Genomic DNA, 23,854 nt, shown 5'->3' on the forward strand with positions numbered 1-23,854 from the left:
AACATAGACAGAATAAAATTAAAAATAACGATTCCTATAAAGATTTTATTACTTTTCATAGTTTCTCACTTTCCCAACGATATCCGATGCCTCGTACAGTCTTAATATTATCTCCATAAGTTCCCAACTTGTTCCGTAATCGCTTTATTGTTACTGTCAATGTGTTATCGTTAATCTCATATAAATTATATCCCCACACAGAATCAATAAGATGTTCTCTGGTAATATTAAGTCCTTTATTAAGGAGGAAGATTTCAAGTACATCAAATTCTTGCCTATTTAATTCAATGTTTTTATTATTAATTCTTGCTGTTTTAAATGCACTATCTAAAACGAGTTCTTGAAAAGTGAGATCTTCCCCATCTTGAGATCTTCTCTTGAATATATTATCCATTCTTGCCTTTAAAATAGGCAGTGAAAAGGGTTTCGTAATATATTCATCTGCTCCATAATCAAATCCCGTTAAAATATTTTCTTCACTATCTCTAACTGTCAGCATTACAACTGGTATGTCATAATATTCTCGAATATATTTAAGATACTCAAAGCCTGAACCATCAGGAAGATTTACATCTAAAATCGCCAAATCATAGTCATTCATATCTATATCAGAAATTGCTTCCAATGAATCAAAGATATCCGTTTTTATTTCAAACCGCTTCATATAAGATTGAATAGCAAAAGCAATCGTACTGTCATCTTCAAGTATTAATATTTTCACCTCTTAACAACTCCTTTATATTAATAATGATTCCTTCATTTACTGTTATTAGCTATATAGTATAGTTCATCAGAGTAAATTTACTTACTGCATTTCTTCTTAAAAGTTCATTAATTCTGCTCTGTTCTCAAATCATCGCATCTGTATGTTTTTCAGCATTTTTTTGCTGCTTCTTTTATTGAAATATAGTCCATACAATCTCTCTTCGCTCACTCTACTATATACGTTTAAACGAACAATATCAAAATAGCAAGCACTCTCTTATTTTATATATAAAAATAGAGCAGGTTATTTAACACTTCTGCTCCAATTATCTTGCTGGGCATAATTACTAGAGATTTTACGCTTGCAACATTCTCCAATTTTTTCTTATAACAAACAGATATAGCCTCATCCTTTACTTATAAAGATATGATATTCTATTCGCTGTATAGCCATTACTGCAATAAAATGAGTTCAGGCCAAAATTAATTATTTCATCCATTCTATTATTTCTTCTGCTATTTGAAAAGGATTATCCCAATGCATTAAATGTGTTGCTTCTACTCTTTTTACCAAAGAATTCGTACGTTTTTGAAATTCTTCTACTAATAAAGTCCTAATCTCATTCCAAGATGCTGGGATTGTTGCTTGCATTAGCAATATTGGCGTCTCTACTTTAGGATATATTCCATCCGTAGGGAAGTTATACATAGACTTAATAGCCCCTCTTGCCGTATCTCCAGATGCACAAAATCTGATTGTTCCATCCTCTTCTTCTTTCATCAAATCCTTGGCAGCCTGTTCTAATAGTTTCGACCATCTTAAATAGTTGTTCCTCTCCACTTCTAAAAAGTCATTCCAATTTGTGAATACATAGCCATCAAAATCTGCTATATATGATTTTATTTCCTCTTCTAAAGAGCAATTAGGTTTAAAATCCAACTGATTTTTATCTATATTTATAAAATAATCATACTGAATCTGCTTTATATGATAGCCTCCATCTAGTAATAGTATTTTTTTTACCTTTTCTGGATATTGCGCTGCATAATACAAAGCAATACATCCTCCCCAAGAATGTGCCAATATGTAAAAGCTATTTTTCTCCACTAATTGGATTACCTCTGAGATCCATTTTATTAAATTGGGGATTCCATAGTCTTCGTCATTCTCAAATGCTGGTGTTCTTCCGTGACCAGGTAAGTCAATAGATATAATGTAGTATTTGTCTTTTAAAAGCTCCCCTAATTCTAAGAAACTCAAATTAGTACTGCCTAGTCCATGTAAACAAATAATTGTAGGGTTCTCTTTTCTTCCCCATTCACAAACCCGTACCTTTGTATTTTTATTATTTAAAAAATACTGTTTCATTTTTTATATTCCTTCCTCTTTAACACCATTAATCTTTTCTAATAGTGTTTCACTATCTGAGTATTTTTCTCAATATTATAATCATTAAAAACTCGGTAAATAATTCTGCTCTGGTTAATCTTCCTATAACTATTGCTATTCAAAATATTATTCAAAATTTTGTTTATTTTCTCTTATCTATAGTATAACAATAAAAAAGGTAATCGGATTGGCAAAATGCGATTACCACTTAGGGATTATTTCATATAATCACTCTGCATGGCCTTGCAGGGTGATTACTTTTTTCCTTGTTTGTTATCCTTTAACAGAATAACAATTAAGGAGATTGGCGATATGGTAAATACACCAAAGCTTAGCATTAAAGATATTGCTTCGTATGTACTCATACCGCACCACCTCCTTTCATCAGAAAGTAAGGTGGCAATCACACCTGTTTGTATCCCATTATCTTGTATCTATTTTATCAAATATTATCATTACTTACCATGAATCATTTTATATGGATATTGATTATATTGGTCTGTAAACCCAGCCTTTCTTTTAATTCATCACTGACTTCTAATTTTAAATCTGTATTTCCAGAGAGATTTTCAAATTCATAGACAAATGCTGATACTACAGTTCCATCAAGGAGTCTAATATCCTTTGGTTTGATGTCTAATATTTTCAAATGATCAAAGTATTCTCCGCTAATACTTCCCTGAGTATAAATTTCTTTAGGTAGGCCTGGGGACATAGCTTGTTCTGCGGAATATAGTATTTCAAAGTCTTTTTTGTCAATCACTATTTTCCCATCCGATGGAACAGGTTGTTCATCAATTTCTAGGCTATAATGCCATTCACTTTTTGCTAATTCTAAAAATTCATCCTTATCTAAATATTTTATTGCTTTATCAATGAACTTCTGATAAGTATCTCTTTCTTCTTCAAAATTTTTAACTGTTATTTCATATTCATGGTTCTTTACTTCTAGCTTTTCAATTTTATGCTCATACCTTTTAATTTGCTTTTGCAAATTTTCAACCTGTGAATTCCCTTCATCTATAGATGTTTTATTCGTACACCCTATTATTATAAATAATATCATCAATATATAAATATAAACATATATATTCTTTTTCAATTTAAACCTTCTCTCCTAAATTTATATTAATTGGAATCAATATAAGTATATAGTTGCAAAAAGTATTTGTTGTTTGTTTTTTCTAAATAAAAAAAATTATTCTTAGATACTCTTATTCTAGAAAATATTGAATCTTCTTTTCTATATGTTTTTTCTACATAATTTTTGCTTTCATAATTATATAAGTAATAAGACTCATTATTATAAATTAATAAAACATTATCACCAATTTTTTCTACACCAATTATATCTCTTCCAGCTGTTATGTGTGGTATAGTAGTTTTTAACCATTTATTTTTGTTTTTTACATATAATTTACCAGAATCATAGAAAGGGGCTTCATACATATAATCTGATGTAATAAGGCTATTTTCATCTCCTGAAATAAAAATTAACTTTTCATTTAATGTTGTTATTTTTTTAATACTTTCTTTATTATCTCTATCTATCTTATATAAATATGATTTCCCGTCTTTTTCTATATCTTCATTATTATACTCTACAACTTGATAGTAAATAGAATTCTCCATGCCCCCAGCAAATAAAATATAATTTCCTGTCACTGTTCCTGATGAATTTATTTTATATTGCTCTTCCGTAATGCTATCCAATCGATTGGTATCCATATCAAAATATGATAGATAGCTATTTATTTGATTTTTTTCTCCTGATTCATAATTGATTAATAATAAATTATCTACTTGATATACATATGGAATTTTATTCATCGTCCCTAGCGGATATCGATGCACATTTTTTTGTTTGTCCACCAGGACTATATAGGAGATAAATTTATCTCCTTCAATAAGTGTTTCTACTACATATAATTTATCCTTATAAACCCCTGATAATGCAGTAGCAAATACACTTTCACTTTTATATAATATTAAATCTTTATTCGTATTCAAATTTTTAATTGCATATACCATTTTTCCAGAATTATCATATCTTACATAGATTTCATTATCTTTCTTAATATCTATTAATTCTAAGTTCTTCTGACTTTCATCAAATTTAAGCTCAATGGTTTTATGGGAAACATTAAAATTATCTTTTTTTTCAAAAGTTATCGGACTAGGATTGAAATTATTTACATTGATTTTATTAGGGGCATAGGCCCCTAATAAAATCAATACCAATAATGCAAGTAAAATTATTAACTTTTTGCCTTTTACCATATTATAGCTCGTCTAAAATGATTGTTGTTAGCATTATATACATCACGAGCATTATACCATCTATTTCCTAATCCGGGTCCAAAAGGATCAGTGATCCTTACCTTAACTCCGGGGCCAAATTTTGTGTCATAGCCACTCATATTAACAAAATGTCCAGTATCAGTATCATATGGAAAGGCTGATATATTTTTAGTATTAATGTCTATCACTCCGGGCATTTTATTCTTCATTCCATAATTCACTTTATTCATCCATGCATCAAAAGTTCCAATTGATGCATATACATAATTTGATTTAACATTGTTTTTTAAGTAATTAGCAATGACTGTCATATCTGTACCTGCTTTAGTTGTACCTAATTTTCCAGCATAATAACTTTGACTACTTGATGAGCCTTTTATAAAATGTGTAACTTGTTTTACGGTAGCAGGTCCACAGTAATAACCATTAGCTTGTTTAAAAACAGGAACTGATAATTCTCGATATTCTCCATCTGGATAGTACATTGGTTGAAGTATATTGTCGTTGTTTTTATTATCGTTAAATTTAAGGATTTCTTGATTTTTTTCTTCTAATAATTTTTCATCTTCTTCTGTTAAGATATAGGCTTTTCCTCCTTCTTCATATGTCAAGTCTCCATCAAATCCCTCATCACTTGCATAAACAGCATTAACAGGAAGTAAAAAACCAACTAACAAAAACATGATTAACAAAGTTTTTTTCATACTTTTCTCCCCCTCGTTAGTTTTTATTTTTGAAATACATTTTTACAATCAAGGGCATCCCCCCTTTGCTATCATTTTCCTTTGACATCACCCTACCATAAAATTTCCATCTGTGCCGCCATTTGTAATAAACTATAGTAGTTTTTGTAATAAACTAAGATTTTTTCTTTTTAGATCATATCTAAATTAATATTTTAGGATAAAAAATGGAGCAGGTTATTTAACTTCCTGCTCCAATCCTTCTATATACATTAATAAGGTAACAGAGAAGATATTCTCCTCATGTTCTATTGCTATAGAACCATGGTATTTTTCTAAAACCTTTTCTATGCTTTCAAGACCTATTCCATGGTTATCTTTATCTTCTTTTGTGGTAATATATCTGTCTCCTTCTTTTAGGATTTCTCCTTTATAGGGATTATCTATTTTTATAATTAATCTTCCTTTGTCATATTTCATATGGAAATCAATGTATCCTTTTTCCCCTAGAATAGCAGCTGCTGCAATGGCATTATCCAGTAGATTTCCCAATAGAATAGCCATATGGAAAGAGGGAATATTCATTTTCTCTGGGACCTTAAGATTGATGGAAGTTTTTATATTCTTTTGCTGAGCTTCTTGTAGTTTAAAGCTTAGAATACTGTCAATATCCATATTTCCTGAATAAACATAGGTTTTTGGACTATTGAAAACATGAGCCATTTGGGATATATGCTTTAGGGACTCTTCCCTTTTCCCTTTTTCCACCAAAGAATATATGACAGATAAGTGATTTTTCAAATCATGATTAATGGATTTTGTTGCTTTTATAGATGAATCCATTAGGTTAAATTGTCTCTCGTAATATTTGTTTTGCTGAGTAAGAAGAGCTTTATCCAATTTATCTCTTAGAGTCGCTGATATCACATCATATAAATAAAAGGTTAAAAAGTTGATCAATAGCATAAAAAAAGTACCCAGAATCATTTGGTCTAATGAAATTCCTTGGACTTGAAAGAGTAGCAATATGATATATAAAGAAGATGAGGGAATGAGGAAAATACAAATCCAATAGGCAAAAGGAACGGTCTCTCCTTCTTTAACATTTTTATATTTTTTTAAGAGGATAACTACTAAATAAGAAACCACTTTTAAGACAATTAAGCTATAGGACAGGGAATATTCATTTTTTGAAGTAACATTAAACCCGATACCGGATAATAGAAGGATCACAATGATTTCAACACACATTAAAATCAGGTATATAAGGGTCACCGCTAATATCCTTTTTTTCATGGTAGCCTTATAATTGAGGGATAGGCCCATAAAAGCAGCGATATTAAATATCATAACGACTATGGGAATATTAATCAAAAAATAGATTAAAGTATTCAAAATAAAATATAGAGAATAGGATAAAAACTCTATTTTCCTATCGGCTTCTCTTTGATCAAAAAAGACATCCATAAATCTGTAAATAATGTAAATGCCAAAAATATTAGTTAAGATATAGATGATAGTATATGTATTTATGCCCATTGGTATAATCCACTCTTTTCAAACTCTAGTTGCAATTCCCTTATTGCTGTTCTCCTGGATTGGCTAATAGGCAAACAAATAGTATTTGACATAGTGACTTCATCATATTTAAATATAGTGACATGGGCATAATTTACAATATAAGATTTATGGATGTATAGGAAGTGATGCTTGGCTACTTCATGATAAACATCTTTCAGCTTGCCATAGAACAACTCTTCCCCCTGGGTAGAAACCATCTTGATTTCTCTACCTAGACTTTCAAAATAAATGATATTTTTGAAGGGTATTTTGTAATAGATATGTCCTTTTTTATAGTTAAAAGTCCCGTCTAATTTATCTGTTAGCTTCATTGCTAGTTCAATGTCTTTAATCACCTTATCCCTATCTATGGGTTTTGACAAAAAGTGCATTGGTCTTACTTCGAAGAGATCTCTATAATAACTATCTCTTCCTGATACATATACAATCTGTACGGTTTGATCGTCCATTTCTTCACGGATTTTTCTACCCACCTTAACTCCATTTATTTCTTTTAATTCAATGTCTAAAAATATTAGATCAAAATAATGTCCTTTTTCCATATATCTATACAATTCTTCTCCTGAATAAAATATCTCAATTTCTATTTTTTCGTTGATGAGTTTTTGATAATCTAAAATAATGTCTTCAATCTGGGAACAGATAAGCTGTTCATCATCACATATGGCAATTTGAAACATAATCCCCATCCCCTTTTTTCCATATAATGTAATGCTTTATTTCATTATATCATTAAGGAGTTTATAATGGGAGGCGTTCCACCTATTCTAATATGTTTCCTTTTCCATATTATTTTATTATTTTTATTTTACTTTCATTAAAAAATAGTATATCTATAATTTCTTTAGCATTGCCTTTATGAATATAGATACTATATATATAAAATAAGCAACACAGGATAATCATCACAAGGCAAATGAATATGACTTTTTTCTTCATGTTTAGTACTCCTATTATGCAATATCCCTATCTTGAATTTTTTAAAATTGTCTCCCTATTCCTTAAAAATCCCATTACAACCATCATGGCTGCCATGATTATCGCCATCATTATACATATTGCTGCTTTTTTAAACCCTATTATCCAAAGTAGTAATTCTACTCCTATTGAGACGATTAAAAGAATTCTTGAGCGTTTTTTATAAATCTTTTTTTCCACTTCATCTAAGGGTTTATTGCTATCTTCTACAGGTGCAAGAAAGAAGATAATACTTCCAGCACAGAAAGAAACCATTAGGCTGGTAAAATTTGTCCAGGGGATTAGTCTTATTCCCAGAAGGGCTACCCACAACATTACTATAGAAAATAGGTAGCATTTTAGGGGGGTTTTAGCATGGTACCCCCCAGCATAGGATCGAAGAGGAATATATACAAGCATAAGAACAAAACTTTGCCATAGCATTCCTAAGATAAGACCCATTCCTATGATTGTAAAGATGTTTAATAAAATGAATACCCCTTGTTTAAGTCCATAGATGTATAAATCTTTATCTTCAGCCAAGATTATGTCATTGTGAATAAATGATTCTGTAATTTTTTGGGCTGTGCTCATTTTCATTAAAATTTTCTAAGCTTTTTAGCTTCCTGTGGAAGCTTTGGTTGATGTACTAAAAATATACAGGCCATGTTCATATTTAATGTCGTTACCATTAATGCAAAACTCGCTAAAATCCCACTACATTTTAAAATTAATTTTTTCAAAGCTCTCATCCTTTCTATTATTATTTTTTCTGCCCTCATCCTACCATAAAAATTTTAATCCTGCGGGTTTTTGTCATAACTCATAGTAGTTTTTGTAGTGAACTAAGATTTTTACTTTTACATCATGCCTCAACTGGCATTTTAGGGTAAAAAAATAGAGCAGGTATTTATTTCTCCTGCTCAAATTAGTTTCTATATCCTTATGGATGCATTAGCGTTTATATCCCTGTTTTTTTATATTTTAGTGAATAACTCTTAAATTATTAAAGAAACCCGATATTCTATTAAACAGACTTTTATCTTTTCCTTTAAGCTTATATTCTTTATCATTTGTTGTAGATATAATAATAAGCTTATACTGTTAAATTGGATTTCAAATACCAATTTGAATTTTCAAGGTACTTCTTCTAGTAAAAGCCCTGATTTTTTCATATTTGTAGCTCTATTTAATTCTTTTTAATAATATGCTTAATGATATAAACAATAAAGACTATAAATAAGGCTACTAAGAAAAGGAAAGTTATTATATTTATTGGCATTTTGCTCACATGCTTTCTATATATTAGTTTTATAGTATATATTATGCCTTAGGCAAGAATCAATATCATAGTACATTGTTTATTCTACTATAAATTTTTAGCTAGTTTCCTTTATGATTCATTTTAAATACCTCGGTGTCCACTATGCAATGTTTTAATCTTGCCTAAGTATTATTTAAATTCTACGATTATTGAGCCCGTTTCCAAGAATCACTTGACACGGTGTACTGATCGCCAGTTCCGGTAGTAACAGTTGCCCTAGCATACATAGTTGTATACATGGGAAGAATTGATCCATAATCCTTTGTTTTATCCATTTTACTTAAATTTAAATTGGATGTTTTTGTTGCGGACACACTTCCGTTATATAATACTCCTACATAGGGTGCGGAGCTACCGATAAGACCATAGGCGGTATGGAATATCTCTAACTTAACTTTAGATAAGCTGCCAGACATTCTGTAAAGATTCGCAGTACCACCAAATCTACTGCTACCAGCAACATAGGCTATATTCTGGGTCATAGTTCCATATAAATGAACAGTAGTATTATATTGTGTTTTATCTACACTAAAAGATTTTGAAGAAGAGCCAGCCCTTATTTGGTTTTTCTTGACATCCTGTCCATCAAGCAATATAAATGCAGAATCACGTTCATTAAGAATGCTTCCTTGTGGGTATTCATTTTGTATACGGGATAATTCTTTTTCTTTTTCTTTTTCATTTTCAGTTAATGATTTATACTCTTCTATATATTCAGGATTTATTTTTTCTATTGCATCTTGCAATCCATCAATATTTTTTTCAGTTATCATGGCAGATACTCCAGTTGTAGCAATTACCATAATAGACATTGTTACCAATAACATAGATAATACTTTTTTAAACATATTTCTCCTCCTCTTTTGATTGAAATAATGTATCTATGGGCAAAACTTTAATATATTGTAAAGCTCAGAACAAGCAGAAGATAAAGCAACGGTCATTGGCATGCAAATTAAGAGTTTACCCTCACCTCATAGATCAAAATAACAAAGTACATTCCAAAATATTTGAAATAATTCGTATTAGTTTCTTATAAACTATATTTTTTATTTGGTTTAAAAGTTTATTCTTATATTCCACTGGTATAAGAATAAATACACTACTTTTTTTGTACAGAAAGTGCTGTCAAGTAAATGAAGTTTCTCCATAACAACAGTTTCATTCCTAAAGGAACTACTTATATTATTTCTATGGAAAATATGCAGTATCTGATGCTATACAAGCTGCAATTCCACTACATTTTAAAATTAATTTTTTCAAAGCTCTCATCCTTTCTATTATTATTTTTCTGCCTTCATCCTACCATAAAAATTTTAATCCTGCGGGTTTTTGTCATAACTCATAGTTGTCTTTGTAATGAACTAAGATTTTTACTTTTACATCATGTCTCAACTGGCATTTTGGGATAAAAAAATAGAGCAGATTGTTTAGATTTTCTGCTCACCTTCATCTATATTATAAAAATCCCAAAATAGGCTTATATTAGGGTGCTTTCTGCATCCCGACATATTCTTTCTTCTTACAAAGCCCATTTCTTGACATCCTATATTATTTTTTATAGATTGAAAACTTGGTCAAATTTGTAGGAACTCACATCTTTGTGTTCTACAAATACAATTGTTTTATCCCCATAATTTTTTAGAATATCCTTCATAATGATTTCAAATAGTTCATGATCCAAACCTGCACTTAATTCATCGAAAAGAAGAAGTTGGGCATTACTCGCTAGGGCCCTGGCCAATAGCACTCTTTTTTTCTCTCCACCCGAAAGCCTTACACCAGCATCGCCAATATCTGTTTGTCCATAATCACTAATTAAATCTTCTAATTGGGCAATTCTTATTATTTTCAATAATTCAGATTCATCAATTGTTGGATTACTAAATTTGATATTATCAATTATAGTACCGTGAAATAAAATATCGTCCTGGAATACGCAACCAACTGATATTCTGACATTTTGTATAGGGATATTGTTAAGTAATATTTTCCCAGAGTTAGGATAATAGGCTCCTGTAAATAGTTTTAATAAGGTTGACTTTCCGGCTCCTGATCTTCCCTTAATAAGGATCTTCTGGGACCTATGGATGGATATGTTAAAGTTTTCTAAAATACTTCTGTCGTCATATCCTATGGTAATGTTCTTTAACTCCATTTTCTCAAAGTGTTCCAAGGGCTTTTGGGTATTGAGTTTATTGTCCTCTAATTTTCCCAAAATGCGGCTTAAAACTTTGGAAGCTGTTATGATTTTAAATACTTTTCTTTGATTTTGAAGAAGATCAAAAACCGGGTCGGTAATCATATGATTATACATTAGGATTGCCACCAGCGCTCCCACAGAAAGATTGTTATGCATGATTGCATTGGTTCCCAAAATAATAATAATTCCAATGAATATGGAAAAGCTCAGATTTGCTGTAATTGCTGATCGGTTTTCTATCCTTAAACGCTGATTCTCCACTTTATTCCAACTGGAACTCCAATCTACATACTCTGTACTAAGCCTTTCTTGCTGATTATATAAATAAATTTCCCTATGGCCTAAGATGTTTTCAGTAAATGCACTCCAAGTTTTGGTGCGTATTTGACTGGCCTTTTCTGCTAAAGAACTTGATTTTCTAGAGGATAAATTGATGATGAATGTTGAAATGATGGACAGTGGGATAATAATGAGCAGCAGCTTGACGCTATACCTGGCCATAATTCCTATACCAGTAATAAAGCTGGATAATGTAAAGATAAATTGAACAGTGGTGATCAAAATATCTTCTTCCAGTTCTTTTAAATTATCCAACCCTGAGTTGATAAGATTATTCTTGCCCATTTGCTCAATCATAGGAATCTTTGTCTCGGAAATCCCCTCAAACATCTGATCCCTAATATTTTGTTTTATTTTATTATTGGCCTTATTGGCTTCGTTGAGGATGAGTAAACGCAGCGTATAGGAGAGGACGTAGATTCCTATATAAGCTAGTCCATTGGACAAGACTTTCCCTAAATGCTTATTGTGGACTGAGAAATCAATGGTTCGCTGCAAAAAAATCATGGGAAGCATAGATAAGAATCCCACAACAAGCGCAAATATAAAGAGAAATAAGAGTTTAATTTTAGAAATACTTCCCAGTAGTTTCATTTGATAGATCACCTTCCATACTCTATGTATAATTGGCCTACAAGAATAGCCTTTTTGAAAGTCTTATTTATTTTCCCTTATCTAGGGTATAATAATAAAAAAGGTAATCGGATTCGCAAAATGCGATTGCCACATGGAGTTTATTTTATATAATCACCCTGCGGCCCGTGCGAGGTGATTATTTTTTCCCTTCATCTTGAGTACAGAAGTGGCAACCACACCCTGCTTCTATCCGATTATCTTGTATCTATTTTATCAAGTATTGTAATAAATCTCCATAAATTCTCTCATAAATTATACCAATTTTCCTATATATTATTTAAGGGAGAATATAGGTCATCCTATATTCTCCCTTAATTATCTAAAAATCAATCAATCCGAAACTGACTAGGAGTCCTTCATTCACTTTTTCCATTAAATCATCGTCAAATCGCCCTATTTTATCTCTCAATCTTTTTTTATCAATGGTGCGTATTTGTTCTAATAATACGACAGAATCTTTACTTAACCCAAATTCTGAGGCGCTAATCTCTATATGGGTGGGCAGTTTAGCCTTATTGATTTGTGAAGTGATAGCTGACACGATTATGGTAGGACTATATTTATTACCAACATCGTTTTGAACTACGAGCACTGGACGGACTCCCCCTTGTTCAGATCCAACAACGGGACTTAAATCTGCATAAAATACATCTCCTCGTTTCACGTTCACCCTATTCACTCTCCGATAGTTTAGCCTCGTATAAATCTAACGAGCGAAAATCTGCACTAAAGGCAGACTCTGCAAGAGCTAGATTGATATTTGCCATTTCCGTATATCCTTTTTTCATGGTTTCTCTAATCTCAATTTTTCTTTTCTCTCGTATATACAATTTCATTGCCTCTCGGATAAATTCACTTCTATTCTTTTTTTCCATCTGAACAATGTCGTCTACTTCCTTTAATAGTGAATTCGGCAAACTAATTATGATTCTTTTTGACTCCGCCACTATAGCACCTCCCGATATCATTGGCAAATAAATTATTCTGTCAGTATAAATATTCCATGGCTGATAGTATATACCATAATATATACTATATATTATGCTGTAAGAATGTGTCAATATGCAATAATTTAACATTTTATTTTTTAATCTATTAAAGTATTGCTTATTTTCATTATTTCCTTGTTTTTTATATAGACTCTAGGCACCCTTTTATTAACCATACACAAAACTTCGTAATTAATCGTCCCTAGTTTTTGTGCTACTTCTTCTACAGTCATTCCCTGGCCAAATAAAGTCACTTCATCTCCCATCTGTACTTTGGGATGATTGGTGATATCAATCATACATTGATCCATGCAAATATTACCCACCACAGGGACCTTTTTTCCCTGTGCCAATACCTCTGCCTTTCCAGACAGCATTCTAGAATAGCCATCGGCATAACCTACAGGCAATGTGGCAATTCGCCTTTCCTCAGGAGCAATATATTTTCTGCCATAACCAATGCTCGTGTCTTTATCAATTTTTTTAATATGCACTATTTTTGTTTTAAAGGTCATAGAAGGTTTTAATGAAATTTTCTCCTTGAAAACTTCCTCTGAAGGATATAGTCCATACAAAATAATTCCTGGCCTTACCATATTGAAGTAGGTGTCCTCCATATCAATAATGGCTGCACTATTGGCTATGTGCTTAATAGGTATGTGAATATTTTCTTTCTCTAGGAAGTTGCAGATGTCCCTAAAGGTTTTTAGCTGGTTTTGGGCAAAGCTTTTATCTTCTTCATCTGCCGTAGCAAAATGAGTAAATATCCCCTGCACTTCTAATTTAGGAAGATTTCCTATTTTCCTCAGAATCTTCAAAATTTCGTCCTTACTTTTAAATCCTATTCTTCCCATTCCTGTATCTACTTTTATATGAACTTTAACTATCTTATTTTGCAAGACTGCCACTTTGTGTATAAAATCCACCATATTTTCGCTATAAATCGTCTGAGTAATATCCCATTTTATCAGTTCATTTACCTGCTGTTCTGGTGTATATCCCAAGACTAAGATGGGACAGTCAACACCTGCCTTTCTAAGGACAAGGGCCTCATCCACCATGGCCACAGCGAGATATTCTACACCATGCATTAATAGGGTCTTTGCCACTTCCACAGCTCCGTGGCCATAGGCATCAGCCTTTACAACCCCCATTATTTTTCTCTTATTTTTTATTAACTTTTTTATTTCTTCAATATTATGAGCGATAGCGTCTAAGTCAATTTCAACCCAAGTAGGACGATGAAATCCTTCTTTTTCCATAATAACTCCTCTTTTCCCATAGGCTAAAAGTATTTTATGTTTCCATTATTTCTCTATCTCAAATAACATTTTATCAAATTCTGGAGCAATTTTAAAATCTTTTATGGTGATTTCAATTCTAGGGTTTCCTTCTTGATCATAGATTTTGATATATCGAGGTAAAATGTCTTTCTTGTGAATCCAAAGGCTTTGCTTGTGATGATAGTAACTTCCCTTAGCAATTTCCCTAGTTAGCACCAAATATTCTTGTTCGCCCTGCACTTTTTCTTCTATCTTGGTCTCCTTGTCAAAATCCCATTTTAAAAAATCCCCTAAAAACATAACCTCTTCCCCTTTGGGTTCAAAGTTTTCTATAATAATACTTTGATCAATATGGGGATGATATATCTTGGCTTTTCCCTGTTGGAAGATGGTTGTTTTGCCCTCTAATTGTTTAGGGCTTAGGGTCTCTAACCTATAGGAATCAGGACTTTGAAAAAACTGCTTTATTTCATATTCTTGACTACCCTTATTTCCTGTCACCTTTATCTCTAAAGTACATTGGTAGGATTTCATTTCTTTGAGTTGCTTTTCGGTTTTTTCTATAATCTCTTCATTGGTAAGATTGCCACAACCGGTTAAAAATATAAATAAACCTATAAATAGCATAAGGATTTTAGCCTTCACCTTTAAATACCCCCTTTATATTCTGAGATAAACCCTCTCTAGGATACTATCTACTATTCATTATATTTATGGGGGGTATTGTCCTATTAGTATATTATTATTGTTTTTTTTCTTCTGGTTCTCCCCATGCTATAGCTTGGGCCACAGCATATTCCTTGCAATGGGAGATAGATAATACCATCTTTTCGATGCCTCTACTTTGGGCCTGAATTTTTGCCTGTCCCCTAAGCTCTATTTGGGGCTGTCCTTGGGGGGTTTTTTTTATTTCTATATCCTGCCACTTAAAGCCTGATAATCCTGTACCTAGAGCCTTGGCTGCAGCCTCTTTAGCCGCATAGTATCCTGCAATACTTTCTATCTTATTTTTTTCTTTACTATCAAAATATTGTCTTTCCTCTATTGTAAAAAAACGTTGAAGAAAGGTTACCCTTTTTTCAACAATTTTGGCAATGCGTTTTATTTCTATAATGTCAATTCCAGTTCCAACAATCATGTTTTCACCTCAGTTATTTACATTCTTTACTATACCATCATTAAACTATACTGACTTTTGGTAAAAATAATGGATTGTAATTAGCCAGTTTTCCCTCGTAAATTAATGTAAGTTCCTGACATTTCTGAAAATCAGAAGGTTTTATCAGAGAAGGATCCTTAGAAAACAAACAAACACCACTTTCTTGCAATAAAACTGCAACGAATTGGGAACAAAAATATGCGCTTTCTCTTTTCATTGGCTTGTTAAAAGCTGCAGCTACTACTCCAATAAGATTGTATCGTAGAGGCTGATTCTTAAAATCCTCAATAATTTCAAGCATTCTTCTATAGCTATTGGTGGGTACTTTCATAGAATACACTGCACAGGATGTGTTTTTAAAATAGGTATAAATACCGTCTAGTTCTTCTTTTACAAAGCCAGCTTTAAAGGGATTATAAGGCACTTTTCTTCCAAAACTGTAGAGTTCATTAAATTCTTTGTCTAAGGAAATGGATACATGGTTGTATGGGTCTTTCGTATAAAATTTAATCGTCCTATTAAAAATTGTTCCAGTGTCCGTCAAAAGAAAATAAATTTCTATCATTTCCTCACCCCCTTTTATTCTGCTTTCTTATTATATATCATTGATGTACCCTATGACAATCTATAAAATAAAATACAAAAAACCCCTGAGGCTTCAAGGGTCTTTCCTATTATATCCTATTGTATATCTTATTCCTTTTTTCCCTCTTTGGCTAGTGGGAATTATTGCCCATCATAGGCTAATTTTTATTCTTCTATATCCTTATCCTCTTGAATAATGGATTCCTTATTTTGTATATCCCTAGGACTGTATTCTAGCATCATGCTATCCAATAAATCTAGATGATCTAAGGTAATTCCTAGACCTTGGGTAACCATAATCAAGGGCTGCTCCACACTGGTTACTTTAATCCCTAACTCATTTCTTAGGAGGGTATCAAAGTTATTTAATAATGACCCTCCACCTGTCAGTACCACACCGTTTTCCAAGATATCGGCAGCACTTTCTGGTGGACATTGTTCAATGACTTTTTTAATGGCTGCCACAATTTTATCTAGGGGCCTTTTTATGGCCGTAAATATTTCTGCACTATTAATATTTACTAATATAGGGAGACCACTGGTCAAGTTTTGTCCTGTTACTTCTAAGACTTTTTCCTCTTTCCCAATAGCATCACCTATTTTTATCTTGATATTTTCTGCGGTTATTTCCCCAATATTAATGTTATGTTTTTTCTTTAAGTAGTGGATAATGGCTTCATCTATACTATTGCCTCCTACTTTTATGGAGTTTTCTACTAAGATCCCTCCAAGGGTAATGGCTGCAACGTCTGTGGTCCCTCCCCCTACGTCCACTACAAAAGTGATTTTGGGTTTATTGATGGAAGCTCCCGAACCTATGGCAGCGGCTACTACGCTTTTCACTACCATTACCTTTCTTGCTCCGGCCTCTTTGATGACTTCCTCAATTCCTCTTCTCTCTACTTGGGTAATGCCACTAGGCACTCCCACCAAAACCTCTGCTCTGGAAAAGGCTTTGAAAAATCTTCCCCCCTGCTTTGTTTGTTCAATGAAATTTTGGAGCATAACTTTAGCTATATCAAAATGATTTATACTCCCATATTTTAAGGGCTTAATGATTTGAATATTTACCGGTGTTTTACCTATCATTCGCTGGGCATCAAAACCCACTGCTAGAATCCTATCATTGTTTTTGTTTATGGCTACTACTGAAGGCTCTTGAAGAACCAAGCCTCTGCCTTTAATATAAATTAATGTATTTGAAGTTCCAAAATCAATGGCAATTTGTTTTGGGCACATAATATCCTGTCCTTTCTAATGACTTTTGTTTAGTTTAACCAGCCATTTCTTCTTTTATCCTTCTTAACCTTTCCTATTTTAAAATGTCCAAGCAAAAAGAATTCTTTTTACTTGGACATTTTAAATTTTTCTTTATTTTTTATCCTTATTATATCTTGAATTCTTGATCTTTTATCCTCTATTGTCTATCTAAAATCATTAATTGCTTTTCTCATAGGGTTCACCACTAGCCGCTGGGGCAGAAGCTCTGCCTACAAAACCCATTAATATCGCTAAGGTGATCACATAGGGTAATAGGGATAATAGTTGATCTGAAACTTTTATAGCTGTACTTCCCAAAAATACGACTAATCCTTGGGTGGCTCCAAATAATAAACAAGCCCACATAGCTCCTTGAGGTCTCCATTTACCAAAGATCATCGCTGCTAGAGCAATAAAGCCATGGCCTGAAATCAAGGTTTGCCTAAAGCTAGAGACCACTGCTATACTCATAGCAGCCCCACCAAATCCTGCAAAAACTCCTGAAAGAATAACTGCAAGATATCGTAGGCGAAATACATTAATTCCTAGAGTATCTGCTGCCTTAGGATATTCTCCTACTGCTCTAATTCTAAGCCCTAATTTAGTTTTATATAGAACAAACCATAAAAGAACCACAAGGACAAAGGCTAGATATACTGTAGCATATTGGTTAAATACCATATCCCCAAAGGAATTTTTGGCAAATAGCCCATTGAAGGGTCTAGGCATCTTATGATCTAAAGATATAGCCTTTGTTTGCGTTGCTCCTTCAAAAAATATTCTACTTAAGAAAAGAGCAAGTCCTGGTCCCAAGAAATTAATGGCAATGCCCGATACCACTTGATCCGCTGTAAAGGTGACGGTAGCAATGGCGTGTAAAAGGGCCAAAATTCCTCCAGCTAAACCTGCAGCCAAAAAGCCCAACCAAGGATTTTGGGTATAAAAGCCTACGGCAGCCCCAGCAAAGGCTCCTATAGTCATCATTCCTTCTAGACCGATATTGACAACCCCGGAATTCTCTGAAATAACTCCTCCCAAGGCTGTATAAATTAAAGGTGAGGAATACATCAATGTAGTTCCCAGTAAAAATCCTATACTACTTAGCATGCTTTTCACCTCTTTTTCTTCTAACAGAAAGGATCATCCTAATAAAATTAGGAATAGCAATGAAAAATACAATGGTACCAATCATAATGTCTATAACTTCTGAGGGTGCCCTTAGAGCAGGTTGTATTTTGGGACCTCCATATTGGAAAAAGCCAAACAATAGTCCCGATAATACCGATCCTAAAGCTGTATTGCCTCCAATTAGGGCAACGGCTATACCATTAAATCCATAGTTCTCCATGGCAGATAATATTGTTATGGAGTGGGTCAAGCCCATGACATGCACTGCCCCTGCTGCCCCCGCTAGTCCACCAGCAATAAGCATGGAAACAACGATGTTTTTATTTACATTAATCCCCCCATATTCTGCCGCATGGGGATTAAATCCTACTGCTCTCAATTGATAGCCTAAAGTGGTCTTATTTAAAATATACCATACCACTACCGCCATCAAAATGGCTACAATGATTCCTAAATTAATAGGTGCCCCAAGTAAATCCTTTAAAAAGGGGATATTATTTAGAAAAGCTTTTCCGCCTGCCGTCTTTTTCCATTGACTTAAAATTCCTATTTGGGCGCTTTCTAAAATTTTATAAGTGGCTTGGCTATGGGGTCTTTTAAAAGCATCAAAGTGGACAAAATAATTACTTCCATAAAAAGCAATCCAGTTTAGCATGATGGTTGCAATAACTTCATGGATACCAAATTTAGCCTTTAAATAACCTGCAACTCCTCCCCAAAGGGCCGCAGCTGCTACTGCCAATACAAACACTACAATAGGATGAATAATAGGGGGAAGGTTCAAAAAATAGCCTGCTGCTGTCGCCACTAAGGCTCCAACAATAAATTGTCCTTCTGCTCCTATATTAAAGAGCCCTGTCCTAAATGCAAAGGCCACAGATAACCCTGTTAAGATTAGGGGAGTAGATCTTATAATCACCCAACCAATATATTTAGGTCTGCTAAAGGCACCTTTAAACATGATTTTATAGGCTTCTAAGGGATCAAAGCCTACTAGCTTTAACATAATGGCCCCTACAATAAATCCAATAATAATAGAGATTAGGGTAAATCCAAAATTTCCTTTAAATATACTTTTAATAGGGAAAGATTTTTTCTTTTTACTTTCCATTATTTGGGTCACCTCCTGCCATCATGATCCCTAGGGTGTTTTCATCTGCTTCTTTAGCATCTACTACACCTACAATTTTCCCTTCATAGATTACAGCAATTCTATCCGATACATTTAACACTTCATCTAGTTCTAGGGAAACTAATAATACCGCTTTGTTTTTATCCCGTTGTTCTACCAAAGATTTGTGTACATATTCTATAGCACCTACGTCTAGTCCTCTGGTGGGCTGAGCTGCAATTAAAAGATCTGGATCATTGGTCACTTCCCTTGCAATAATAACCTTTTGTTGATTCCCACCCGAAAGGGATTTGGCCTGTAGATTTTCATTGGTAGGTCTAACATCAAATTTCTCTATCAATTCTCTGGCAAATTTTTTCATACTCTCATAGCTAAGTCTTCCTTTTTTTGCAAAGGGTTCCTTATAATAATTTTCTAGTACCATATTTTCTGCCACAGTAAAATCCATGATCAAGCCTCTTTTTTGTCTATCTTCTGGAATACTCGATATTCCACTTTCAATAATTTCTTTGACTGTTTTACCTGTGACATCTTTTCCATTTATACTTACACTACCGGATTCAATCTTTTTAAGCCCTGTAATGGCATCAATTAATTCACTTTGTCCATTGCCATCTACTCCGGCAATTCCCAAGATCTCCCCTGCTCTAACCTCTAGGGATAATCCCTCTACCGCATTGATTCCCCTATTGTCTTTTACCATAAGATTTTTTATTTCTAATACCTTGTCTCCAGGTTGTTTTTCATCCTTATCTACCTCAAAACTCACTTCTCTACCTACCATCATAGAGGCCAATTCTGATTCACTAGTCTCTTCTACTTTTACTGTATCGATGTGTTTTCCTCGTCTGATAATGGTACAAAAATCTGCTGCTTCTTTTATTTCCTTTAATTTATGGGTGATAATAATAATGGTTTTTCCTTCTTTTGTAAGATTACGCATAATTTGTATAAGTTCTTTAATTTCTTGAGGAGTAAGTACCGCTGTGGGCTCATCTAGGATCAATATTTCTGCTCCTCTGTATAGCGCTTTCAGGATTTCCACCCTTTGTTGCATACCTACGGTAATATCTTGTATCTTTGAATGGGGGTCCACATGAAGACCATATTTCTGTGATAACTCTTTTACTTGTTCTACTGCTTTTGGCATATCTAAAACCCCTAGGGGCTTTGTAATCTCACTACCTAAAATAATATTTTCTGCTACAGTGAAGGGCTGTACCAGCATAAAGTGCTGATGTACCATACCTATTCCTAAACCAATAGCTATATTGGGATCTAGGATATCCACTCTTTGTTCTTTTATATATACTTCTCCCTCAGTAGGTTGGTATAACCCATACAATACATTCATTAAGGTGGTCTTACCTGCTCCATTTTCTCCTAAAAGAGCATGTATTTCCCCTTCATGCACTGTAAGATTAATATGATCATTGGCAGTAAAGTCTCCAAACTTTTTTACAATATCTTTCATTTCAATAACTTTACGGTCAAAATTAATATTTGCCATGTTTCTATCCTCCAATACAGGCAATATTCAAACAGCTCAGACGAATCGCCTGCGCTGTTTGACATTCTAATAGTAATATTATACTATTCTACTTTAAAATCTTCAAAGGTTTTTTCATCAAAGGGAACAACTATTTTTCCATCAATCATTTGTTGTTTTAAGTCCTCTACTTCCTTTAGAAGATCTGCTGGAACATGCTTATCAGAAGTTGGAGCAATATCTACTCCATTTTCTTTTAATCCATATACAACAGTTTCTCCTCCTTGGAATTTACCTTCTTTAAGATCTTTAGCAATATTATATACAGCATTGTCTACACGTTTCATGGCAGAAGTTAAGACATTTTCAGGAGCTAAGTCGCTTTGGTCTCTATCTACACCAATAGCCCATTTATCTTGCTCTTTAGCTGCTTCAATTACTCCATCGCCTGTTGCGCCAGCAGCGTGGAATACAATATCTGCACCATCTTGGAACATTTTGGTTGCTATCGCTTTACCTTTGGCAACATCATTAAAATTGTCTGCATATTGTCTAAATACTTCTACATCGGGATTGGCAAATTTAACTCCCGCATGGAAACCATAATCAAATCCATCAATTACAGCACTTTTTTCGCCGCCTACAAAGCCTACTTTACCAGTTTCAGTCATTTTTCCTGCTATGTAACCTACTAGGAAAGAAGGTTGTTCAGCCTGGAATACCACACCGATAAGATTTTCTGGGGTATCATCATAGGCCATATCAATAATGGCATATTTTTGGTCTGTGTTATCTTGAGCTGCTTTTAAGATATCATCACCCATTAAAAAGCCAATGCCCCAAATCAAATCATTTTCTGCATCTAGAGCGGACTCTAAGTTTGCTACGTAGTCACTTGCATCTTTAGATTCAATATAAGCAACTTCTACGCCTAGATCCTTCTCTGATTTTTGTAATCCTTCCCATGCAGATTGGTTAAAGGAGTTATCATTTACTCCACCAACATCGGTAACCATTGTGATTTTTGCGTCTTCTCCAGCAGCTGGCTCTTGGTCTTCTGGCTCGCCTTCTGGTGTTGTATCACCACTGCTGCAGCCAACAAATGCAGTCATCACAAGTCCTAATACCAAAAGCAATACTAGCAACTTCTTAGTCATGTTGTATTTCCCCCTTAAATTTTTATATTGTGATACTTATGACTCCTATAAACTATTCGATACGAACAGTAAAAATCCTTCTTTGTTCACAAAAATTTAAAGATCTTATCTGTTTATCCTAGCTTGCAATTGCTCTCTTAATTCTTCAAATCCAGGCTTTTCCAAAAGGGCAAACATATTTTTCTTATAGGCTTCTACCCCTGGTTGGTTAAAGGGGTTTACCCCTAAAATGTATCCGCTTAATCCACAGGCTTTTTCAAAGAAATAAATGAGTTGGCCCATGTAATATTCATTCATTTCTGGTATTTCTAAAACTAGATTGGGCACGCCCCCATCTATATGGGCCAATAAGGTTCCTTGGAAGGCCATTTTATTTACAACATCCATGGTTTTTCCACTGATAAAGTTTAACCCGTCAATATTTTCTGGATCGTGAAGAATTTCCATATCTTTTTGTGGCTTTTTAATTTGAATATTGGTTTCAAATAAGTTTCTTTTTCCCTCTTGAATAATCTGCCCCAGGGAATGAAGGTCGGTAGAAAAGTCTACTGCTGCTGGAAAGATTCCCTTGCCGTCCTTACCTTCACTTTCCCCAAACAATTGTTTCCACCATTCTGAAAAATAATGCAAAGAAGGTTCATAGTTCACTAAAATCTCTATGTCTTTTCCCCTATTGTATAGGATGTTCCGTATAGCTGCATATTGATAACAAGGGTTTTGCTCAAGATCCTCTATTGCATATTCTTCTCTAGCAGCTTTTGCCCCTTCCATCAGCTCATCAATATTGATATCCGCTACCGCAATGGGGAGAAGTCCTACAGGGGTTAACACTGAATATCTGCCTCCCACATCATCAGGAATAATAAAGGTTTCATAGCCCTCATCATTGGCTAATTTTTTTAGGGCTCCCTTTTCCTTATCTGTAGTCACATATATTCTATTTTTAGCCTCTTGCTTGCCATATTTTCTTTCTAATAAATCTTTGAAAACTCGGAAAGCAATCGCAGGTTCAGTGGTGGTTCCTGATTTAGAAATCACATTAACGCTGATGTCTTTATCCTCTACATACTCTAATAATTCCTTTAAATATGTACCACTGATATGATGTCCTGCAAATAAAACCGTAGGATGACTACGCTTTTCCTTGGGCAATAGATCATAAAAGGAATGATTAAAAGCCTCTATAACTGCTCGAGCCCCTAAATATGATCCCCCGATACCTATGACAATCAGTACATCAGAGTTGGATTTAATTTTTTTCGCAGCCTTCTTCACCCTTGCAAATTCTTCTTGGTCATAAGAAATAGGATAATCTAACCAGCCCAAATAATCACTGCCGGCACCCTTTTTGTCATGTAAAATATTGTGGGCACATTGTACCTGTGCTTGTACTTGGTTTAGCTCATGCTCCTCGATTCCCCCATGGGAAAAATCAAATTTAATTTTATTCATCACTCAGCCTCCTTGAATATCATTTTACCCCTTTGTTTTTTTAAAAAACAATTTATCCTTAGGAATTATTATATCTCATTTTTAGGATTATATCGAAACTT

General features: G+C 33.6%; 24 protein-coding genes. All 24 read right to left on the bottom strand.

The features are described 5' to 3' along the window. Nucleotides 1–55: 55 nt before the first annotated feature. The 24 genes from NSA47_RS15435 to NSA47_RS05845 all read right to left on the bottom strand — a co-directional run bounded on the left by NSA47_RS15435 (nucleotide 56) and on the right by NSA47_RS05845 (nucleotide 23,753). On the bottom strand, nucleotides 56–721 hold the full coding sequence (locus NSA47_RS15435; RefSeq protein WP_257529963.1) for a response regulator transcription factor: 666 nt from the start codon (nucleotides 719–721) through the stop codon (nucleotides 56–58). A gap of 471 nt (nucleotides 722–1,192) precedes the next feature. After that, complete coding sequence (locus NSA47_RS05735; protein WP_257529964.1) at nucleotides 1,193–2,074, bottom strand: alpha/beta hydrolase; 882 nt, start codon at nucleotides 2,072–2,074, stop codon at nucleotides 1,193–1,195. A gap of 275 nt (nucleotides 2,075–2,349) precedes the next feature. Beyond that, nucleotides 2,350–2,460, bottom strand: coding sequence for a putative holin-like toxin (locus tag NSA47_RS05740; protein WP_257529965.1), 111 nt, complete (start codon nucleotides 2,458–2,460; stop codon nucleotides 2,350–2,352). Nucleotides 2,461–2,564: 104 nt separating this feature from the next. Next, complete coding sequence (locus tag NSA47_RS05745; RefSeq protein ID WP_257529966.1) at nucleotides 2,565–3,161, bottom strand: hypothetical protein; 597 nt, start codon at nucleotides 3,159–3,161, stop codon at nucleotides 2,565–2,567. A gap of 62 nt (nucleotides 3,162–3,223) precedes the next feature. Beyond that, nucleotides 3,224–4,375 carry a hypothetical protein gene (locus tag NSA47_RS05750; protein ID WP_257529967.1) on the bottom strand — a complete coding sequence of 384 codons (1,152 nt, stop codon included), beginning with the start codon at nucleotides 4,373–4,375 and terminating at the stop codon, nucleotides 3,224–3,226. Continuing rightward, nucleotides 4,369–5,100 (bottom strand): C39 family peptidase, encoded by a 732-nt coding sequence (locus NSA47_RS05755; protein ID WP_257529968.1) that lies wholly within the window; start codon nucleotides 5,098–5,100, stop codon nucleotides 4,369–4,371. Before NSA47_RS05755 ends, NSA47_RS05750 begins: the two co-directional genes overlap by 7 nt. A gap of 216 nt (nucleotides 5,101–5,316) precedes the next feature. Then, a complete protein-coding gene (locus tag NSA47_RS05760) occupies nucleotides 5,317–6,618 on the bottom strand; it encodes a sensor histidine kinase (protein WP_257529969.1) in 1,302 nt (433 codons plus the stop codon). Next, entirely contained in the window at nucleotides 6,609–7,340 is a 732-nt protein-coding gene (locus NSA47_RS05765; protein WP_257529970.1) for a LytR/AlgR family response regulator transcription factor, read from the bottom strand. The genes NSA47_RS05760 and NSA47_RS05765 overlap by 10 nt, the downstream gene beginning before the upstream one ends. Nucleotides 7,341–7,626: 286 nt before the next feature. Then, nucleotides 7,627–8,217, bottom strand: a complete 591-nt coding sequence (locus NSA47_RS05770; protein ID WP_257529971.1) for an accessory gene regulator B family protein — start codon at nucleotides 8,215–8,217, stop codon at nucleotides 7,627–7,629. After that, a complete protein-coding gene (locus NSA47_RS05775; protein ID WP_373370306.1) occupies nucleotides 8,217–8,360 on the bottom strand; it encodes a cyclic lactone autoinducer peptide in 144 nt (47 codons plus the stop codon). The genes NSA47_RS05770 and NSA47_RS05775 overlap by 1 nt, the downstream gene beginning before the upstream one ends. Nucleotides 8,361–9,087: 727 nt before the next feature. After that, nucleotides 9,088–9,789 (bottom strand): hypothetical protein, encoded by a 702-nt coding sequence (locus NSA47_RS05780; RefSeq protein WP_257529972.1) that lies wholly within the window; start codon nucleotides 9,787–9,789, stop codon nucleotides 9,088–9,090. Between the two features lie 710 nt (nucleotides 9,790–10,499). Then, the gene (locus NSA47_RS05785; protein ID WP_257529973.1) at nucleotides 10,500–12,077 is read right to left on the bottom strand and encodes an ATP-binding cassette domain-containing protein; all 1,578 of its coding nucleotides are present in this window, start codon (nucleotides 12,075–12,077) and stop codon (nucleotides 10,500–10,502) included. A gap of 361 nt (nucleotides 12,078–12,438) precedes the next feature. Continuing rightward, entirely contained in the window at nucleotides 12,439–12,789 is a 351-nt protein-coding gene (locus NSA47_RS05790) for a type II toxin-antitoxin system PemK/MazF family toxin (protein ID WP_257529974.1), read from the bottom strand. A gap of 1 nt (nucleotide 12,790) precedes the next feature. Then, entirely contained in the window at nucleotides 12,791–13,066 is a 276-nt protein-coding gene (locus NSA47_RS05795; RefSeq protein ID WP_257529975.1) for a CopG family ribbon-helix-helix protein, read from the bottom strand. Between the two features lie 140 nt (nucleotides 13,067–13,206). Further along, complete coding sequence (alr, locus tag NSA47_RS05800; protein ID WP_257529976.1) at nucleotides 13,207–14,370, bottom strand: alanine racemase; 1,164 nt, start codon at nucleotides 14,368–14,370, stop codon at nucleotides 13,207–13,209. Between the two features lie 45 nt (nucleotides 14,371–14,415). Next, nucleotides 14,416–15,036, bottom strand: coding sequence for a LolA family protein (locus NSA47_RS05805; RefSeq protein WP_257529977.1), 621 nt, complete (start codon nucleotides 15,034–15,036; stop codon nucleotides 14,416–14,418). Between the two features lie 97 nt (nucleotides 15,037–15,133). After that, entirely contained in the window at nucleotides 15,134–15,529 is a 396-nt protein-coding gene (acpS, locus tag NSA47_RS05810) for a holo-ACP synthase (protein WP_257529978.1), read from the bottom strand. Between the two features lie 40 nt (nucleotides 15,530–15,569). Beyond that, on the bottom strand, nucleotides 15,570–16,115 hold the full coding sequence (locus tag NSA47_RS05815; protein WP_257529979.1) for a hypothetical protein: 546 nt from the start codon (nucleotides 16,113–16,115) through the stop codon (nucleotides 15,570–15,572). A 185-nt stretch (nucleotides 16,116–16,300) separates the two neighbouring features. Beyond that, nucleotides 16,301–17,374 (bottom strand): rod shape-determining protein, encoded by a 1,074-nt coding sequence (locus tag NSA47_RS05820; protein WP_257529980.1) that lies wholly within the window; start codon nucleotides 17,372–17,374, stop codon nucleotides 16,301–16,303. A 198-nt stretch (nucleotides 17,375–17,572) separates the two neighbouring features. Continuing rightward, on the bottom strand, nucleotides 17,573–18,502 hold the full coding sequence (locus NSA47_RS05825; RefSeq protein WP_257529981.1) for an ABC transporter permease: 930 nt from the start codon (nucleotides 18,500–18,502) through the stop codon (nucleotides 17,573–17,575). Further along, nucleotides 18,492–19,634: an ABC transporter permease gene (locus NSA47_RS05830; RefSeq protein WP_257529982.1), complete on the bottom strand. Its 1,143-nt coding sequence runs from the start codon at nucleotides 19,632–19,634 to the stop codon at nucleotides 18,492–18,494. The genes NSA47_RS05825 and NSA47_RS05830 overlap by 11 nt, the downstream gene beginning before the upstream one ends. Next, nucleotides 19,624–21,165 (bottom strand): ABC transporter ATP-binding protein, encoded by a 1,542-nt coding sequence (locus tag NSA47_RS05835; protein ID WP_257529983.1) that lies wholly within the window; start codon nucleotides 21,163–21,165, stop codon nucleotides 19,624–19,626. The genes NSA47_RS05830 and NSA47_RS05835 overlap by 11 nt, the downstream gene beginning before the upstream one ends. An 83-nt stretch (nucleotides 21,166–21,248) precedes the next feature. Continuing rightward, a complete protein-coding gene (locus tag NSA47_RS05840) occupies nucleotides 21,249–22,301 on the bottom strand; it encodes a BMP family lipoprotein (protein ID WP_257529984.1) in 1,053 nt (350 codons plus the stop codon). A gap of 105 nt (nucleotides 22,302–22,406) precedes the next feature. Next, nucleotides 22,407–23,753, bottom strand: coding sequence for a glucose-6-phosphate isomerase (locus tag NSA47_RS05845; RefSeq protein ID WP_257529985.1), 1,347 nt, complete (start codon nucleotides 23,751–23,753; stop codon nucleotides 22,407–22,409). Between the last annotated feature and the right edge of the window lie 101 nt (nucleotides 23,754–23,854).

Origin of the sequence: Irregularibacter muris, from assembly GCF_024622505.1 — a bacterium.
Lineage (GTDB): Bacteria > Bacillota > Clostridia > Eubacteriales > Garciellaceae > Irregularibacter > Irregularibacter muris.

Excerpts from the sequence above, each read along its gene's own strand:
- NSA47_RS05845 (WP_257529985.1), bottom strand. The coding sequence starts at position 23,753 with ATGAATAAAATTAAATTTGATTTTTCCCATGGGGGAATCGAGGAGCAT.
- NSA47_RS05735 (WP_257529964.1), bottom strand. The coding sequence starts at position 2,074 with ATGAAACAGTATTTTTTAAATAATAAAAATACAAAGGTACGGGTTTGT.
- NSA47_RS05745 (WP_257529966.1), bottom strand. The coding sequence starts at position 3,161 with ATGATATTATTTATAATAATAGGGTGTACGAATAAAACATCTATAGAT.
- NSA47_RS05750 (WP_257529967.1), bottom strand. The coding sequence starts at position 4,375 with ATGGTAAAAGGCAAAAAGTTAATAATTTTACTTGCATTATTGGTATTG.
- acpS (WP_257529978.1), bottom strand. The coding sequence starts at position 15,529 with ATGATTGTTGGAACTGGAATTGACATTATAGAAATAAAACGCATTGCC.
- NSA47_RS05825 (WP_257529981.1), bottom strand. The coding sequence starts at position 18,502 with ATGCTAAGTAGTATAGGATTTTTACTGGGAACTACATTGATGTATTCC.
- alr (WP_257529976.1), bottom strand. The coding sequence starts at position 14,370 with ATGGAAAAAGAAGGATTTCATCGTCCTACTTGGGTTGAAATTGACTTA.
- NSA47_RS05780 (WP_257529972.1), bottom strand. The coding sequence starts at position 9,789 with ATGTTTAAAAAAGTATTATCTATGTTATTGGTAACAATGTCTATTATG.
- NSA47_RS05840 (WP_257529984.1), bottom strand. The coding sequence starts at position 22,301 with ATGACTAAGAAGTTGCTAGTATTGCTTTTGGTATTAGGACTTGTGATG.
- NSA47_RS05740 (WP_257529965.1), bottom strand. The coding sequence starts at position 2,460 with ATGAGTACATACGAAGCAATATCTTTAATGCTAAGCTTTGGTGTATTT.
- NSA47_RS05785 (WP_257529973.1), bottom strand. The coding sequence starts at position 12,077 with ATGAAACTACTGGGAAGTATTTCTAAAATTAAACTCTTATTTCTCTTT.
- NSA47_RS05765 (WP_257529970.1), bottom strand. The coding sequence starts at position 7,340 with ATGTTTCAAATTGCCATATGTGATGATGAACAGCTTATCTGTTCCCAG.
- NSA47_RS05770 (WP_257529971.1), bottom strand. The coding sequence starts at position 8,217 with ATGAAAATGAGCACAGCCCAAAAAATTACAGAATCATTTATTCACAAT.
- NSA47_RS05760 (WP_257529969.1), bottom strand. The coding sequence starts at position 6,618 with ATGGGCATAAATACATATACTATCATCTATATCTTAACTAATATTTTT.
- NSA47_RS05830 (WP_257529982.1), bottom strand. The coding sequence starts at position 19,634 with ATGGAAAGTAAAAAGAAAAAATCTTTCCCTATTAAAAGTATATTTAAA.
- NSA47_RS05755 (WP_257529968.1), bottom strand. The coding sequence starts at position 5,100 with ATGAAAAAAACTTTGTTAATCATGTTTTTGTTAGTTGGTTTTTTACTT.
- NSA47_RS05815 (WP_257529979.1), bottom strand. The coding sequence starts at position 16,115 with ATGATAGAAATTTATTTTCTTTTGACGGACACTGGAACAATTTTTAAT.
- NSA47_RS05820 (WP_257529980.1), bottom strand. The coding sequence starts at position 17,374 with ATGTGCCCAAAACAAATTGCCATTGATTTTGGAACTTCAAATACATTA.
- NSA47_RS05835 (WP_257529983.1), bottom strand. The coding sequence starts at position 21,165 with ATGGCAAATATTAATTTTGACCGTAAAGTTATTGAAATGAAAGATATT.